Origin of the sequence: [Mannheimia] succiniciproducens MBEL55E (assembly GCF_000007745.1) — a bacterium.
Lineage (GTDB): Bacteria > Pseudomonadota > Gammaproteobacteria > Enterobacterales > Pasteurellaceae > Basfia > Basfia succiniciproducens.
The window spans coordinates 843,591-860,348 of record NC_006300.1 but is presented as its reverse complement, the minus strand read 5'-3'; the positions used below and the strand labels follow the sequence as shown (position 1 = coordinate 860,348).

The window sequence follows — 16,758 nt, the reverse complement described above, 5'->3', positions numbered from 1 at the left end:
TGCTTTTTAAAATAACCGATAGTTTCGTAACAGGAGTAATGACTATGCAAAATTTTGAGTACTATACCCCAACTAAAATTGTGTTTGGTAAACAAACCGAACAGCAGGTAGGCGAATTGATTAAAGAACAAGGCTGTCAAAAAGTGTTAATTCATTACGGCGGCAATAGTGCGAAAGCATCGGGCTTATTAGATCGCGTTAAAGCTTCTCTTGATAATGCCGGTATTGCCTATACGGAACTGGGTGGCGTGGTGGCTAATCCGTTGTTATCACTGGTTTATCAAGGTATTGAATTATGCAAAAAAGAACAGGTGGACTTTATTCTTGCCGTCGGCGGCGGTAGTGTAATCGACTCAGCCAAAGCCATTGCCTACGGCGTAGCCGAGCCGGATAAAGACGTCTGGGAACTTTACGATCGCAAGCGCCAGGCCACCGCTTGTTTGCCGGTTGCCACCATATTAACCCTTGCCGCAGCCGGTAGTGAAATGAGTGAAAGTTCCGTAATCACCAAAGAGGAAGGAGACATCAAACGGGGCTACAGCAATAATTTATCCCGTCCGGTATTCTCAATTTTAAACCCGGAACTCACCATGACTTTGCCAAAATATCAAACCGCCAGCGGTAACGTGGATATTTTAATGCATACCATGGAGCGTTATTTCACTCCGCACGATACCATGGAAATTACCGACGGTATTGCCGAAAGCCTATTGAAAACCGTGATGAAAAATGCACAAATTCTGGCAAAAGATCCGCAAAATTATGAGGCCAGAGCGGAAATTATGTGGAGCGGCAGTTTGTCCCATAATGGCTTAACGAATTGCGGCGGCGGCAACGGTGACTGGGCGACCCACATGCTGGAACACGAATTAAGCGGTATGTTCGGCGTCACTCACGGCGCAGGTTTGGCGGCGGTTTGGGGACATTGGGCGAGATATGTGTACCAAGCGCTTTTACCGCGTTTCGAACGTTTTGCCCTTCGGGTGATGGGTGTTGCACCGGCTGAAAATGCGGAACAAACCGCCTTAAAAGGTATCGAAGCCATGGAAAACTTCTTCCGCAGCATCGATATGCCGACCAATTTATCCGAACTGGGCGTTAACGCTACGGCTGAACAAATTGCCGAAATGGCAAAAAAATGCGCCATCGCCTCTAAAGGTTGTATCGGTGCCGCAAAACCGTTATATGAACAGGATATGGCGGCAATTTATACGGCGGCGCAAAATGCGTAGTTAGCTTATTAGCTATTTTATGATTAAAGTGCGGTTAAAAATTTTGAATTTTTTGACCGCACTTTTTTATGTGTAAAGAAAACCGCTATCGGCCTAACGCCCTCCAAATGCTTTTATCCATACGCTTTTACCATTGTTGGCGATAGCTTTTTGCACCTGTAACTAAAAATAATAATAATTCCCAATTTGTAATCACATTCATAATTGGTTATATTATAGACAGTTTTTTTAAGGAGACTGATATGATGTTATATGAAACAAAGGGAAACGGAGAACCTATTATTTTCTTACCCGGCTTATTTGCGGGCGGCTGGATTTGGAATTCCGTTGTTCGCAATATACAAGATAAAGGATTCAAAACCTTCACTTTCACCGATCCCATCCCCGTTGCCTTTGAAGGCAGTCAGCAAAAAGCTCTCACCGAATTAGATACCATTACTGAAAACTGTTCAACTCCCGTATATTTAGTTGGTAATTCGCTGGGTGCATTAATTGCATTACATTATGCTTTTCAACGAAAAGATCGAGTTAAAGGTGTTATCATGAGCGGAGCACCAGGGCAACTTGAAATGGAGGCGGGTGTATCTCTTGACGAACTAAAAACCGGCAAGGATAAATATACGACACTACTTGGTTCTCGCATATTTTATGATCAAAGCAAAATCCCGCCGCACGGCATCGAAGAAGTAAAATACTTATTCGGAACAGAAAAAATCTTCCGCAACATTGTCCGTTGGTTATATTTTAGCCGCAAATATGATGTTCCCGACGTATTACAAAAAATATCCATTCCCATTGATTTTATTTGGGGTCAATATGATCTTATAACCCCAATAGAACCTTGGATTGACATAGCTAAAAATTTCCCGCAAACCTCAATGACCATAATTAAAGACAGTGGACACAGTCCAATGGTTGAACAACCAGAATTATTTACCGAGGCTTTATTAAGGAAAATATCGTCCGGTCGTACGCATATAAAATAAATTTAAAGCGGTCATAAAAAACGATAAATTTTGACCGCACTTTTTTGTAATAAATTCCCTTCTTTTTTCTTTACGACTTCGCTGTATTGCATTTTGGATACAACATTTAAATTTACATAAGCTAAAATCGGCAAATTTCACCGATTAGTAAAATATTTACGTTGATTTTTAACTAATTTAGCAATTTTGTGCTATTTTAAATGCCTTTTTAAAATCAAGGAACTATTCAATATGCAAACATTTTTAAAATTCACTAATTTTATGAGCAAAACCTTCGCCCTTTGGGTGTTGGTATTTGCTTTTTTAGCTTTTCAATTTCCGGCGCAATTCGCCATTTTCGCTCCTTATATTCCTTATCTGTTAGGGCTGGTGATGTTCGGTATGGGGATTACCTTAACCTTCAATGACTTCGGCGAAGTATTCAAACATCCGAAATCGGTTTTTATCGGTGTAGCGGGGCAATTCGTAATTATGCCGGCAATCGCCTTTTGTTTGGCAAAAATCTTTAATCTCCCGGCGGACCTGGCTGTGGGCGTAATTCTGGTCGGCTCCTGCCCCGGCGGTACTTCATCTAACGTAATGACTTATTTATCCCGCGGCAACACCGCACTTTCCGTCGCCTGCACGACAATTTCAACCTTGTTGGCGCCATTCCTTACCCCGGCAATTTTCTATATTCTCGCAAGCCAATGGTTGGATATTAATGCCGGCGCAATGTTTATGTCGGTATTGAAAATGGTTTTATTTCCGATTTTCTTAGGTTTAATCGTACGTGCGATTTTCAAAAAAAGTATTAGTGAGATCAGCCGTACCATGCCGTTGGTTTCGGTGATTTCAATCGTATTGATTCTTTCTGCGGTAGTGGCCGTAAGTAAAGATAAAATTGTGGAATCCGGTTTGTTGATCTTCGGTGTGGTGGTATTGCACAATTGCTTGGGCTATTTAGTGGGCTTTTTCGGCGCCCGTTTGTTCAAACTGAATATTGCCGACAGTAAAGCGGTTTCCATTGAAGTGGGGATGCAAAACTCGGGCTTAGGCGCCGCCCTTGCCGCCGCACATTTCAATCCGATTGCCGCAGTACCAAGTGCGGTATTCAGTTTTTGGCATAATGTTTCCGGCCCGATTTTAGCCAATATTTTCGCCAATATTAAAAATGATGATAAGAAATAATTAGATATAGCTCAAATTATTCAACAAATACCTAAAAGTGCGGTCGAAAACACCGCACTTTTTTGTTAGAATCTTTGCCTATTTTGATTTGAAAAATAAATAACCCTAAATAAACTTGACCTATGGCAAATAATTATTCCGCAGAAGATATAACCGTTCTCAAAGATTTAGAACCCGTTCAACTCCGTCCAGGTATGTACACCGACACCAGCCGCCCGAATCATTTAGGGCAAGAGGTAATCGATAACAGTGTCGATGAAGCCTTAGCGGGATTCGCAAATAAAATCGAAGTTATTTTGCATAAGGATCAATCCCTCGAAGTTATCGACAACGGTCGCGGTATGCCGGTAGATATTCACCCGACGGAAAAAGTGTCGGGTATTGAATTAATCCTGTCGAAACTGCATGCGGGCGGCAAATTCTCCAATAAAAATTACGAATATTCCGGTGGTCTGCACGGAGTGGGGATTTCCGTGGTAAACGCGCTTTCCGAATTAGTGGAAGTCATCGTTAAACGTGACGGACAGATTTATAAAATCGTTTTTTCCAACGGTCAGAAAATTGAAGAATTGCAGGTTATCGGCACTTGCGGTCGCCGCAATACGGGAACGACCGTTCGTTTCAAGCCGAATCCAAAATATTTCGACAGCGATAAATTCTCCGTAACCCGTCTGCGCCATTTATTACGCGCTAAAGCGGTACTTTGTTCCGGTCTTGAAATAAAATTTACGGATAAGGTCAACGATACGGAAGAATCCTGGTGTTATCAGGACGGTTTATCCGATTACCTGATTGAAGCGGTACAAGGTTACAACGCATTGCCACAAACGCCTTTTATCGGTGATTTTTCCGCAGACAGCGAAGCGGTCAGTTGGGCGTTATTATGGCTGCCGGAAGGTGGCGAACTTATTGCCGAAAGCTACGTAAACCTCATTCCGACCATTCAGGGCGGTACCCATGTAAACGGTTTACGCCAAGGTTTGCTTGACGCAATGCGCGAATTTTGCGAATTCCGCAATTTGCTTCCCCGCGGGGTAAAATTAGTAGCGGATGATATTTGGGATCGCTGCGCTTATGTGCTTTCTCTCAAAATGCACGATCCGCAATTTGCCGGGCAAACCAAAGAGCGTTTATCATCCCGCCAAAGCGCCGTATTTATCGGCGGCGTGGTAAAAGACGCCTTCAGTTTATGGCTGAACCAAAATGTGGAAATCGGTCAACAGCTTGCCGAGCTTGCCATTAACTCGGCACAACGCCGTTTACGCGCTTCTAAAAAAGTGGTGCGCAAAAAATTAGTCAGCGGCCCGGCATTGCCTGGTAAATTAGCGGATTGCTCCCAACAGGATCTGGAAAAAACCGAATTATTCTTAGTGGAAGGCGATTCCGCGGGCGGTTCGGCCAAACAAGCGCGAGACCGCGAATATCAGGCGATTTTGCCGCTGCGGGGCAAAATTTTAAATACCTGGGAAGTGTCTTCGGACCAGGTTTTAGGCTCGGAAGAAGTGCATAATATCGCCATTGCCTTAGGTATTGACCCCGACAGCGACGATTTGTCTCAACTCCGTTACGGCAAGGTCTGTATTCTCGCCGACGCGGACTCCGACGGGTTGCACATTGCCACCCTACTCTGCGCGTTATTTCTGCGCCATTTCCCTAAATTAGTACAACAAGGGCACGTTTTTGTCGCCATGCCGCCGCTTTACCGTATCGATCTCGGTAAAGAAGTATTTTATGCCCTGGATGAAAGCGAAAAAGAAGGCATTTTGGATCGGTTAAAAAGCAAGCGGGGCAAACCGAACGTGCAACGCTTCAAAGGTTTGGGTGAAATGAATCCGTCACAACTGCGGGAAACCACCATGGAGCCGAATACCCGCCGTTTGGTTCAATTAACCTATGAACAGGACGAGACCAATATGACGGAAACCTTTGAGCTTATGGATATGCTGCTTGCCAAAAAACGCGCGGAAGATCGTAAAAACTGGCTGCAAACCAAAGGCGATCAAGTGGATTTAACCGTATAAGATCTAAAAGTGCGGTCGAAAAACAGCGATTTTTTCCTTAGTTTGCCAACTTGAAAGATGAAAGGAATTTCTATGAAAAAAACAACTATTGCGATTTTGCTTGCCACAGCAACCGTACTTTCAACCAATGTTTGGGCGGATAATCAACCTGATAAAACTTCGGTAAAAAGCACCGCTCTTTCAAGCGAATTACCGAGCATTGAAGCCGAACTCACTTACGCGCCTAATGTGCCTAAGCCGGTAAACCGTACCACGCCGGCCAATGTCGTGGTAAAATTGGAAGCCGCCGATCGCATGATGGAAATTATGCCCGGCGTCAAATTCAAATACTGGACTTTTAACGGTTCAACGCCGGCACCTTTTATTCGCGTGCGGGAAGGCGATACCGTTGAAGTACATTTATCCAACCCGATTAACTCGGGGCTGCCCCATAGCCTGGATTTCCACGCTTCCGCCGCGCCGGACGGTACGGCAATGGTGAGCAGTACAAAACCCGGACGTACCACGGTTTATCGCTTCAAAACCCTAAGCTCGGGCTTATACGTTTACCACTGCGCTTCGATTCCCGGCGCAGGAACCCATATCGGCAAAGGCATGTTCGGGTTAATGCTGGTAGAACCTAAAGAAGGTTTCCCGCCGGCGGATAAAGAATTTTACATTATGCAAAACGAATTCTATACCAACGGTAGCTTCGGCGAGCAAGGTTTGCAAGTATTCAGCACGGAAAAAGCCGCTTATGAATTACCTGATTACGTTGTATTCAACGGGCATTACGGCTCAATGCAGGGCGAAAAAGCCTTAAAAGCGAAAGTGGGCGAAAAAATCCGTTTTTATGTAGGCAATGCCGGCCCGAATAAGGCTTCTTCATTCCATTTAATCGGGAAAACTTTCGATACGGTTTATGTGGAAGGCGGCACACTGCAAAATCATAACGTGCAAACGACCTTGATTCCTTCCGGTGGCGCCATGATTAGCGAAGTGACTATTCCGGTACCGGGGCAATATTCATTTATTGATCATTCGATTTTCCGTGCCGACAAAGGGGCCCGCGGCACATTGATGATTGAAGGTGATGAAAATCCTGAAATTTTCAGTGGGAAATTACGTGATGAGCCTTATGACAAACGCAATCCGGATTCCGATATCGATACGGGATTTAAGCATTAAAATTTCCAAAAAACCGACCGCACTTTTTGTTAATAAAAGATAAAAATTATGTCTGAAATCAATTATGAAGGCATTGAACAAATGCCTCTGCGCACTTTTACCGAAAGTGCTTATTTGAATTATTCCATGTATGTAATCATGGATCGCGCCCTGCCTTTTATCGGCGACGGGCTGAAACCGGTACAACGCCGTATTGTTTATGCTATGTCCGAGCTGGGCTTAAACGCCACCGCCAAATATAAAAAATCGGCGCGTACCGTGGGGGATGTATTGGGTAAATTCCATCCCCATGGCGACACCGCCTGCTATGAAGCCATGGTGTTAATGGCGCAACCTTTTTCTTACCGTTATCCGCTGGTAGACGGACAAGGAAACTGGGGCGCCCCCGACGATCCGAAATCCTTCGCCGCCATGCGTTATACGGAATCCCGCTTATCCAAATTTGCCGAATTATTGCTTGGCGAATTAGGGCAAGGCACAGTGGATTATCAACCGAACTTTGACGGCACAATTCTTGAACCGCAATATTTGCCGGCCCGCTTACCGCACATTTTACTCAACGGCACCACAGGGATTGCCGTCGGTATGGCGACGGATATTCCGCCTCATAATCTGAACGAAATTGCCGATGCGGCGGTAATGCTGCTGGATAATCCGAAAGCCACTCTTGATGACATTCTTACCCTGGTGCAAGGCCCTGACTTCCCGACGGAAGCGGAAATTATTTCGCCGAAAGAAGAAATCCGTAAAATTTACGAAAACGGTCGCGGTTCCGTTAAAATGCGTGCGGTATGGAAAAAAGAAGACGGCGAAATTATTATTACCGCGCTGCCTCATCAGGCTTCGCCGTCGAAAGTAATCGCCCAAATCGCCGAGCAAATGACGGCTAAAAAACTGCCGATGGTTGAAGATATCCGCGATGAAGCGGATCACGAAAATCCGGTGCGTATTGTGCTGGTTCCCCGTTCCAACCGGGTGGATTCGGAAGCCTTAATGGCGCATTTATTCGCCACCACGGATTTAGAAAAAAATTACCGCGTAAACATGAATATGATCGGTTTAGACAATAAACCGGCGGTAAAAAATCTGCTGCAAATCTTAACCGAATGGCTCTCTTTCCGTCGCAGCACGGTAACCCGCCGTTTGCAATACCGTTTGGATAAAGTGCTTTCCCGCCTGCATATTTTGCAGGGTTTGATGATCGCTTATCTTAATATTGATGAAGTCATTCATATTATTCGTAATGAGGACGAACCTAAACCGGTTTTGATGGCGCGTTTCGAGCTGTCAGACGAACAGGCGGAAGCCATTTTGAACCTGCGCTTGCGCCATTTAGCCAAATTGGAAGAACATGAACTACAGGCGGAAAAAGATCAATTGGAACAGGAACGTGCGCAGTTAGAACAGATTTTATCCTCCGAGCGTCGTTTAAATACCTTGATCAAAAAAGAAATCCAGCAGGATGCAAAAACCTACGCCAGTCCAAGACGCTCGCCGATTGTTGAACGCGCGGAAGCCAAAGCGATTTCCGAAAGCGAAATGATTCCGGCGGAACCTGTCACCGTCATTCTTTCCGAGATGGGATGGGTGCGCTGTGCCAAAGGTCATGACATCGATCCGCAAGGATTAAATTATAAAGCCGGCGATAAATATCTCGCCCATGCCTGCGGCAAATCCAGCCAACCTGCGGTATTTATCGACAGCAGCGGTCGCAGCTATGCGCTGGATCCGCTTTCATTGCCTTCCGCCCGCTCACAAGGCGAGCCGTTAACCGGCAAACTTACGCTGCCGGCAGGCGCTTCTGTTGACTATCTGTTAATTGAAAACGAAAACCAACAATTGTTAATGGCCTCCGATGCGGGTTATGGTTTTATCTGTAAATTTGAAGATTTAATCGCTCGCAATAAAGCCGGTAAAGCGGTAATCAGCCTGCCTGAAAATGCAAAAGTGTTACCGCCGAAAAATATTGAAAATTCTACCGCACTTTTAGTAGCGTTAACGGCTGCGGGTAGAATGCTGATCTTCCCGGTTAAGGATCTACCATCCTTATCAAAAGGCAAAGGAAATAAAATCGTTACCATTCCGGCGGCAAGTGCCAAAGAACGCACCGATTTATTGGTAAAATTGTTGCTAATTAGTGAAAACTCAAGTTTGGTATTTCATTCCGGTAAACGCAAAATCACGCTAAAACCTGAGGATCTGCAAAAATATCGAGCCGAACGCGGGCGCAAAGGTACGCAGTTACCGAGAGGGCTTACCAGTCAGGCGGAAATTACAGTTGTTGAACCGAACTAAGCTGTCGCCATATAAAAAGGCAAGCGGATTAAACCCGCTTGCCTTTTTACCCGCCTAATTTATCGGAGCCGGCCTAATGCCGATAAACGTTCTTTGGCGAATTCCGCAATATCGTCATTGGCCTTTAAGGATGTTTGGTACCAATAAACGGCCTGTTCTTCATCTTTATGGGTGCCTTCGCCTTTTTCATACATCATGCCTAATTTAAATTGCGCCTCGCTAACACCTTTCATAGCGGCACGTTCAAACCACAGAAAAGATTTCTGCAAATTTTTTTCCATATAATAGGCGTTACCCAAAGCTAACATCGCCCGCGGATAATCTACCCGCCCCGCTTTTTCTAAAATCCGAATAGCATGTTTGGTATCCTGTTTTACGCCGACGCCCTCTAAATACATCAAGCCGATGTAAGTTACCGCTTTAGCGTTGCCCTGTTCCGCCGACTCGTTAAACCACCAATAAGCCTTTTCTAAATTCTTTTCAACTCCGCGTCCCGATGAAAATAAAATACCTAAATTAACCTGTGCTTGCGAATCACCCCGTTGAGCAAGCGGCAATAACAGCGTATAGACGGTTTTCCAATCGCCTTTATCCGCCGACTGTTGCGCCTTTAAACGAATTTGAATATCGTTCAATTCCGTTGTTACATTCGAGACTTCCGCATGTGTCTGCGGTGCCGCCGCTACATGGAAAGCACTCACCCAGGCAAATAATGCTATGCATAATTTATATTTCAATTTCATAACTGCTACTACCTAAACTTCTAACGCCTAAATTTCTAAACTTCCGGTATCTAAATGGTTGCCCATAATAATATGACAAAAAATAACAAAGAAACCGCCATTTCAATAAGACCTATTTGTTTCACCGATAATTTTTTAGCGGGTAAATAAATAGCGCGAACCAACGGTATAATAAATGCTAAAGTAAGAATATATTGTTGCACAAATAGAAAGACTAAAATACAACCAATATGAAAAATAATTGAGAGTTTCAAATAAAGCGGGTTCTTTCGCTCCCTCATCATTGATTTTACATAAAGTGTCGTCCCGATAAAAAACAAGCTAGGGTAGCAAGCCACTTGCCAGATTTTATAATCCCAAACCGAATCGGCAAAATAGTAAGCCCCCATTCCCGCAACGGCAAAAATAACGATACCGTTTAAATTATTTAAAAATGCCCGCTCATTTTTTTGCTTGACGAAATAAACGCTTACCGATGATAACAAAGCGATAGTCAGTGCAAAATATAATATTTTCCAATTATAAATCAGAGCCGGAATAACAAAAATAATAACCGCGCAAGCATAAATCCATACCCATGTTTTATATTGTGCCAAATTACGCCCTTTAAACAAATTCAAAAAAGGATAACTTAATAAATATAATGAAAACCAGGCCAATAATAAGAAAATATGCGCCCAAACAGGTTGAGACAATAACATACCGTAAAAAAACGGCATTAATGCCATTACAATCGCACCATGCTGGTTTGAAATCAATAGTTTCATAGGAATTTGCTTATAGTAAAAAATAATAATGGGCTATCATACCCAACTATTTTATGAAAAAAAAAAAAGAAACGAACGAGTTCTATTTAGAATTTGGCTTGTCTAACGCGACTTCCACAAAAATCGGATTGTGATCCGAACTTGATGTTTTTACCGTCGTGCTTGTTATTACATTCAATCCGCGCACAAAAACATGATCGAGCGGATTGGTTAAGAATCGTAAACGTTCGTCGGGGTGATAATTCACTTCATTTAATTGATATTGTTTCGCAAAACGGCGAACCAAATTTAAACGCGGCTGGTTCCAGCTGTTAAAATCACCCGCCAAAATAATCGGTCCTTGATGCTTCGCGACCAGTCGCATCATATTTTCCAACTGATTGCGATAGCTTGTAGGATGAAATTCAAAATTTACCAAATGCAAATTAACCACTAATAAAGATTGCCCGTTTTGTAAGGGAAATGTCATAGCATTACCCACTTTAGGAATCAAAATCCAGGGTTCTTTCTCAGCACCGCCACAAATTCGCTGCGGCATGGTTTTGGCTAAAATACTAACGCCTGATTCCCGCCCCAAGTAACTGAACGAGGTAACGTAAAGTGCGGTGGAAAATTGCGGAATTTCCTGCGCCAATTGCTGCGTGCTGGCGACTTCCTGTAGTAACAAAAAATCAGCTTCTTGAGCAAATTGCTGCAAACTTTGTTGCCAACCTTCATCCAATCCTTTGTGAATATTCCATACTACAAATTTAAATCGGTTTTGCCGAATAATTTGGAGCGGTGAATTCACTGCAAAGCAATATTGATTTTGCGGGGTTAGCGAGGAGGGGTGAGCCGAATTGAAAGAAATTTTGGGCTGTTCGAAAATCTGAACGGTATAAAAAAAATAGGCTCCTGCGGCAAAAAACGCAAGAACAAAAATCAGTAAAAAACGCTTTAATCTACCCATAATTTAAACCGGACGAATACTGTCCATATCCAATTTTGCGTCGAACATATCCTGCAACAGCCGGACTTTCTTATCTTTCAGCAAGTCTTCTTTTGCCTGTTCGCTCAGCTCCTGATAAATTTGACGACGGTGATCAAGCGGCGTAAACAGACTTTCGTCATCATTGAAATCAATGGTTAAATTAATTGTTTTTCCATAAAACTTAGTTAAGGCATCCTGCAAAATTTCAACGGATTTATCCCGCACTAAATGCTTCTGTGCGGATCGCAATCCTAACTTCATTTCATTCTCATGCTGAATTAACACCACGGAATTTAAGGCGATTTGCTTTACCAGCTTCAATTCGTCAAGATGTAGTTGCGAGACGGTTTTCGTCCATTCGTCCCGTTCGTCCGCCATGGCAATTACTTTTGTAATCACCTCGGGCGTTTTTTCCTGCAAGATTGCTTTTTTAATATCAGACGGTCGAACGGCGGTTTCTTCCTGCGCTAATTCAGGATTAGTCCATTCCCAGCGGTAGGTTTCAGCCAAATTGGTTTCATCTTCCGAATCGTTTTCCGTATTTTCCGCACTATCTTCGGCATTTTCCGTTTCTGTATTTTTTGAATTGGAGAGGTTAACCAAACGGTCTAACAAATCCGCCTGTTTTTTTGATTTATTCTGCATGGTAACTACGGGAAGTGCGGTCACTTTTGGCGAAGTTTCGGATAAATCGGATAAACTTGAAGAATCGGTTTCAGTTAGAGGAGAAGAAGTTACATTAACGTTTTTTTTTTCGCCGTTTCCGCTCGCCTGAGAACGCAATTTTTGAATTTGTTCCAGAGCGCTAAGCGCAGCTGAACTTGGTTGTTCCGCATTTGCCGCAGCGGAATGTGCCGGTGATTCATACTTCGCTTTAATGGATTGCGACACAACCGGCATATCCACTAAATTTTCAGTTTTTTTAACCGCACTTTGTACGTAGGTTTGAACGTTCGATAGCTGCTCTTGTTGGCTCGGCTGGCTTTGAACAAGCTTAGGATGAAAGGCTAACGCTCTCAATAAAGTCATTTCCACACCGATACGGGGATTTGGTGCGAACGCTAACTCTTTGCGACCGTTCACAACAATCTGATAGAACAACTGCACGTCTTCCGGCGCAATATGTTTCGCTAAGAAACCGATTTGAGTTTCATCGTTACTTGTTGAAGGTAGCAATTGTTGCATGGCAATTTGGTGCAAAGTTTCACCTACTTCAATAAGCAATTCATCCCAATTTCCGCCTTTATCCGCAACCGCTTGAATCACTTTCATTAAATTCTCGCCGTTACCTTGCTGTAACGCATAGAGAATTTCAATAGGCTGATTGTCATCCAATAAACCAAGCATCACACGCACAACATCCCGGCTGATGTTACCGTTAGACATAGCAATCGCTTGATCAGTAAGACTTAAGCTGTCACGAATACTGCCCCGGGCGGCTTTTGCCAGTTTATCAAGTGCGGTCATTTCATAAGGAATTTCTTCTTCCTTAAGAATATGTTGTAGATGATGGCTGATTTGTTTTTGATCTAAAGCTTTTAGATTGAATTGCATACAACGGGATAAAATCGTCACCGGTAATTTTTGCGGATCCGTTGTAGCCAGTAGGAATTTGACATATTCCGGCGGTTCTTCCAAGGTTTTTAATAACGCATTAAAAGAATGACGGGAAAGCATATGTACTTCGTCAATCAAATATACTTTATATCTCCCCTGCACGGGTTTGTATTGAACGTTATCCAGCAATTCGCGCGTATCTTCCACTTTCGTACGTGATGCCGCATCGATCTCAATAAGATCGATAAAGTTACCTTCTTCAATCGCTTTACAATGCGCACATTTACCGCAAGGCTCCGCCGTGACACCATCCATGCAATTTAACCCTTTGGCAAAAAGACGAGCGATAGAGGTTTTACCAACGCCTCTGGTGCCGGAAAAGAGATAAGCGTGATGCAGGCGATTTTCCCTTAAGCCGTTAGAAAGTGCGGCCAAGATATGCTCTTGTCCGACAACTTCGGCAAAGTTTTTCGGCCGCCACTTTCGTGCTAAAACTTGATAACTCATTGCTTATCTCTTAATTGAATTTTCTTAATTAAATCTATTGATTACAACGTCAGACTAATGGCCTTCAAAATTCACCAAAGTGAAAGGTTCCACACCTAGGCTGCGTAAACGTTCTTCACCGCCTAATTCCGGCAGATTAATCACGAAAGCGGCATGTTTCACATCGCCGCCTAAACGCTTGATCAGCTTAATTGTTGCATCAACAGTACCGCCGGTTGCTAATAAATCATCAATAATTAATACGTTATCGCCAGCTTTCACCGAATCCACATGCATTTCAAGGGTGTCTTCGCCATATTCCAGTTGGTAAGATTGCGAAATGGTTTCACGAGGTAATTTTCTCGGTTTACGCACTAATACAAACGGCAAACCTAACGCCAAAGCCACCGGTGCGCCAAAAATAAAGCCGCGGGACTCGGTACCCACAACTTTAGTAATCCCCTGATTTTTATAATTTCCTACAATCAAATCAACCGTTGCCTGGAATGCTTCCGGCACTTCAATAAGGCTGGTAATATCGCGGAAGATAATTCCTTCTTTCGGATGATTAGGAATAGATTTGATTGAAGATTTAATAAGTTGTAACTGTTCGTTCATTTTATTGCCTAAAGTGCGGTCCAAAACAGACCATTTTTACTGAAAAATCAAACGCTAAAATGTAAAGGATATTGACTAGGATTGCAAGAATTAATCCGCCGAATTCGGTAATTACTGATAAATATCTTTGCCGTCTTTACGAGTTTTTAACAAACGTAAAATCCATACATATTGTTCGGGTGCCGGGCTGACAAAACTTTCAATTTCGGCATTCATGGAACGTGCCGATTGTTTCGGTTCTTCGCTTAATTCCATCGCAGGATGAATTTCCATTTCATAGCGCCCTGCTTTAGCGTTATAACGGGGAAACATAGGTATAACCACTGCTTTGGCTAATTTTGCCATTTTATTCAATCCCGGCAGGGTTGCTTTATAAGTGGCAAAGAAATCTACAAATTCACTGGCTTGCGCACCATAATCCTCATCGGGCAAATAATAGCCCATATCACCTTTCCGTACCATATTTAAAAAAGGTTTAATACCGTTTTGGCGGGCATGCATTTTGCCACCGAAACGCTCGCGGGTGATGGTCCACAACCAGTCAACCAACGGATTACGGTGAGGATTATACATTGAGGTCATCGGCATACCGTGGGTATGCAAAATGATACCGGACGCATCAATTGCCCAACCGTGCGGTACCATCAAGATGATGTTATAACCTTGTTCTTTCGCCTTTTGAATATGCTCAATACCAAAAAATACGCTACGTCGCTGCAAATGTGCCTTTGAACGAACAGCAATTTCACCAATACCCAACATAACCTGCGTTACCGTGATAAACATATCGTCAATCACTTTTTCCCGCTGTTCCGCCGACCATTGCGGGAAACAATATTGCAAGTTGACTCTCGCTTTATGACGGGGTTTTTTCGCATATTTTGCGATAACTAACCCCAGTTTCGCCGCTAAATTATCACGCAGACGAAAAGGGATAAAAGCAAAAATAAGTAATACAAATATGCCCAGCCATATTCCCCAATACTTGGGTAACAAATAGGACCATGAAAAATGAGGCTCATAGCCTACTCTTGCGGTTAATCTTTTATTTTTTTCCGACATATTTATTCTCTTAACTAAACCATCCCTGATCATAGGCCATTTTGACAGTCATAATAAATGACATAATCACAACCATCGGGCGAATAATTTTTTTACCGCCGGACAACACCATTTTTGCCCCGAAATGTGCGCCGATAAATTGTCCCACCAACATCACTAACCCTACCGACCACAAAATATGTCCGCCGATTAAGAAAAAAATCAATGACGCAAAATTTGAAGTAAAGTTAAATACTTTCGCGTGAGCCGTTGCCTTAGCTAAGTTGAATCCCAGCAAAGTAACGCAGGCTAAGCTTAAAATAGAACCTGTGCCAGGCCCGAAAAAGCCGTCATAAAAACCGATGCTTACTCCCGCCGTAAAGGCATAAACGCCATAAGATAAACGTTGCCGCGCATCTTGCTCGCCAAGTTTCGGAGTAAATAAAAAATATAAACCGATAGCTAAAACTAAAAACGGAATGACTTTCTTAATTAACGACGCATCAACTAACTGAATTAGTATGGTACCTATAACGGCACCGATAAACGTCATTAATAAAATCAGCCAAACCGCGGATAAATCTACCGCCCGTCGACGAATAAAATACCAGCTTGCGGAAAAAGAACCGCCGCAAGCCTGCAATTTATTGGTGCCCAATGCTAATGCGGGCGGCATACCCGTCATTAATAAAGCGGGAATCGTAATTAAACCGCCACCGCCGGCAATTGAATCGATAAATCCGGCAATTACCGCTACCGTAAATAAAATAACGGTAATCTCAATTGTCACTTCCATGAATGTTCCTTTATCGGTTAATCCTGCCACTCGCTACGATTTGGTGAATTTAACACTTGCTGGCATAAAAAAGGTTCCGGCGGTAATGTTTTTTTTGTCGTTGCGCCGGAAGAGGGTTTCTGCGGCTCAAACCATGAATATAACTCGGCACCGCAGCCGTCTCCTCTCGGTATTGCCGGCTGATTTTCACAATAATTTGCACCATAAGGACAGGTTAACCGCACATGGATGTGAGAATCATGTCCAAACCAAGGACGTATTTTTTGCAGCCAGCTGCGATCCTGACGTTCCGTTTGACAAAGTTTAACTTTAATTGCCGGGTTGACAAAAATCCGTGACACTTTACTGTCTTGTGCGGCTAGTTTGATTAGATTAAAGTGATTTTGATTCCAGATATTCTCATCAACCCGTTGTTCGGCTCGATCCACCACCAGCAGCCCCTTGCCGTCGGAATTTAAGGCGTCTTGATCGGACATAGAGCCCATCCGCAACCAAATATCCGCATCCAACCCCATTTGATGGCTCGCATGCCCGGTTAAAAAACGACCACCTCCCGGCATCGCGATATCACCGATTAACATGGTCGGCAAGCCTGCTTGTTCTACTTTCTTGCCAAGGCGCTGCAAATAGCTAATCATCTCGGGATGACCGTAAAAACGGTTTTTATTCATACGGATAACCTGAAAACCGTCGCCTCTTGCCGGCATGGCTTGCGCGCCGATAATGCAACCGTTGCTATAAGAACCGATAGGTTCGGCTTGACCGTTACTGCTCGGAATCGGGCGTTTAATCCGCTGCCAGTCTTCCGGTGCTGCATTGACTGTTGTCAAACCGGTTAAAAGTGCGGTAGAAAATACCAAAGTTTTTAAATATTTTTTCATCGATCTCTCACTTCATCAAGGAAAAAAG

The 16,758-nt window shown here is 43.5% G+C and carries 14 protein-coding genes; 6 read left to right on the top strand and 8 right to left on the bottom strand.

All coding sequences use genetic code 11. The annotated features are described in order from the left end of the window. Positions 1–44 precede the first annotated feature (44 nt). The 6 genes from MS_RS04095 to parC all read left to right on the top strand — a co-directional run bounded on the left by MS_RS04095 (position 45) and on the right by parC (position 8,871). Positions 45–1,232, top strand: coding sequence for an iron-containing alcohol dehydrogenase (locus MS_RS04095; protein WP_041639650.1), 1,188 nt, complete (start codon positions 45–47; stop codon positions 1,230–1,232). A 242-nt stretch (positions 1,233–1,474) separates the two neighbouring features. After that, on the top strand, positions 1,475–2,218 hold the full coding sequence (locus MS_RS04090; protein ID WP_011200059.1) for an alpha/beta fold hydrolase: 744 nt from the start codon (positions 1,475–1,477) through the stop codon (positions 2,216–2,218). A gap of 231 nt (positions 2,219–2,449) precedes the next feature. After that, a complete protein-coding gene (locus tag MS_RS04085) occupies positions 2,450–3,388 on the top strand; it encodes a bile acid:sodium symporter family protein (RefSeq protein ID WP_041639648.1) in 939 nt (312 codons plus the stop codon). 122 nt (positions 3,389–3,510) lie between these two features. Then, complete coding sequence (parE, locus tag MS_RS04080) at positions 3,511–5,409, top strand: DNA topoisomerase IV subunit B (RefSeq protein WP_011200056.1); 1,899 nt, start codon at positions 3,511–3,513, stop codon at positions 5,407–5,409. A 72-nt stretch (positions 5,410–5,481) separates the two neighbouring features. Next, entirely contained in the window at positions 5,482–6,576 is a 1,095-nt protein-coding gene (gene nirK, locus MS_RS04075) for a copper-containing nitrite reductase (protein WP_041639647.1), read from the top strand. Between the two features lie 48 nt (positions 6,577–6,624). Further along, complete coding sequence (parC, locus tag MS_RS04070) at positions 6,625–8,871, top strand: DNA topoisomerase IV subunit A (protein ID WP_011200053.1); 2,247 nt, start codon at positions 6,625–6,627, stop codon at positions 8,869–8,871. Between the two features lie 59 nt (positions 8,872–8,930). Here parC and MS_RS04065 read toward each other — a convergent pair whose 3' ends face one another. The 8 genes from MS_RS04065 to mepA form a co-directional block, all read right to left on the bottom strand. Beyond that, on the bottom strand, positions 8,931–9,614 hold the full coding sequence (locus MS_RS04065) for a tetratricopeptide repeat protein (RefSeq protein ID WP_011200052.1): 684 nt from the start codon (positions 9,612–9,614) through the stop codon (positions 8,931–8,933). A gap of 50 nt (positions 9,615–9,664) precedes the next feature. Next, a complete protein-coding gene (locus MS_RS04060) occupies positions 9,665–10,381 on the bottom strand; it encodes a YwiC-like family protein (RefSeq protein WP_011200051.1) in 717 nt (238 codons plus the stop codon). 82 nt (positions 10,382–10,463) lie between these two features. Then, positions 10,464–11,330, bottom strand: coding sequence for an endonuclease/exonuclease/phosphatase family protein (locus tag MS_RS04055; RefSeq protein ID WP_011200050.1), 867 nt, complete (start codon positions 11,328–11,330; stop codon positions 10,464–10,466). A 3-nt stretch (positions 11,331–11,333) separates the two neighbouring features. Continuing rightward, complete coding sequence (gene dnaX / locus MS_RS04050) at positions 11,334–13,415, bottom strand: DNA polymerase III subunit gamma/tau (RefSeq protein WP_011200049.1); 2,082 nt, start codon at positions 13,413–13,415, stop codon at positions 11,334–11,336. 54 nt (positions 13,416–13,469) lie between these two features. Continuing rightward, on the bottom strand, positions 13,470–14,012 hold the full coding sequence (gene apt / locus MS_RS04045; protein WP_041639646.1) for an adenine phosphoribosyltransferase: 543 nt from the start codon (positions 14,010–14,012) through the stop codon (positions 13,470–13,472). 111 nt (positions 14,013–14,123) lie between these two features. Continuing rightward, on the bottom strand, positions 14,124–15,074 hold the full coding sequence (gene lpxM / locus MS_RS04040; protein WP_406714285.1) for a lauroyl-Kdo(2)-lipid IV(A) myristoyltransferase: 951 nt from the start codon (positions 15,072–15,074) through the stop codon (positions 14,124–14,126). Positions 15,075–15,084: 10 nt separating this feature from the next. Then, positions 15,085–15,849 carry a TSUP family transporter gene (locus MS_RS04035; RefSeq protein ID WP_041639643.1) on the bottom strand — a complete coding sequence of 255 codons (765 nt, stop codon included), beginning with the start codon at positions 15,847–15,849 and terminating at the stop codon, positions 15,085–15,087. Between the two features lie 17 nt (positions 15,850–15,866). Further along, the gene (gene mepA / locus MS_RS04030; protein ID WP_011200045.1) at positions 15,867–16,730 is read right to left on the bottom strand and encodes a penicillin-insensitive murein endopeptidase; all 864 of its coding nucleotides are present in this window, start codon (positions 16,728–16,730) and stop codon (positions 15,867–15,869) included. Positions 16,731–16,758 lie beyond the last annotated feature (28 nt).

Coding starts and splice junctions, on each gene's coding strand:
- MS_RS04095 (WP_041639650.1), top strand. CDS start 45: ATGCAAAATTTTGAGTACTATACCCCAACTAAAATTGTGTTTGGTAAA.
- MS_RS04090 (WP_011200059.1), top strand. CDS start 1,475: ATGATGTTATATGAAACAAAGGGAAACGGAGAACCTATTATTTTCTTA.
- MS_RS04085 (WP_041639648.1), top strand. CDS start 2,450: ATGCAAACATTTTTAAAATTCACTAATTTTATGAGCAAAACCTTCGCC.
- parE (WP_011200056.1), top strand. CDS start 3,511: ATGGCAAATAATTATTCCGCAGAAGATATAACCGTTCTCAAAGATTTA.
- nirK (WP_041639647.1), top strand. CDS start 5,482: ATGAAAAAAACAACTATTGCGATTTTGCTTGCCACAGCAACCGTACTT.
- parC (WP_011200053.1), top strand. CDS start 6,625: ATGTCTGAAATCAATTATGAAGGCATTGAACAAATGCCTCTGCGCACT.
- MS_RS04065 (WP_011200052.1), bottom strand. CDS start 9,614: ATGAAATTGAAATATAAATTATGCATAGCATTATTTGCCTGGGTGAGT.
- MS_RS04060 (WP_011200051.1), bottom strand. CDS start 10,381: ATGAAACTATTGATTTCAAACCAGCATGGTGCGATTGTAATGGCATTA.
- MS_RS04055 (WP_011200050.1), bottom strand. CDS start 11,330: ATGGGTAGATTAAAGCGTTTTTTACTGATTTTTGTTCTTGCGTTTTTT.
- dnaX (WP_011200049.1), bottom strand. CDS start 13,415: ATGAGTTATCAAGTTTTAGCACGAAAGTGGCGGCCGAAAAACTTTGCC.
- apt (WP_041639646.1), bottom strand. CDS start 14,012: ATGAACGAACAGTTACAACTTATTAAATCTTCAATCAAATCTATTCCT.
- lpxM (WP_406714285.1), bottom strand. CDS start 15,074: ATGTCGGAAAAAAATAAAAGATTAACCGCAAGAGTAGGCTATGAGCCT.
- MS_RS04035 (WP_041639643.1), bottom strand. CDS start 15,849: ATGGAAGTGACAATTGAGATTACCGTTATTTTATTTACGGTAGCGGTA.
- mepA (WP_011200045.1), bottom strand. CDS start 16,730: ATGAAAAAATATTTAAAAACTTTGGTATTTTCTACCGCACTTTTAACC.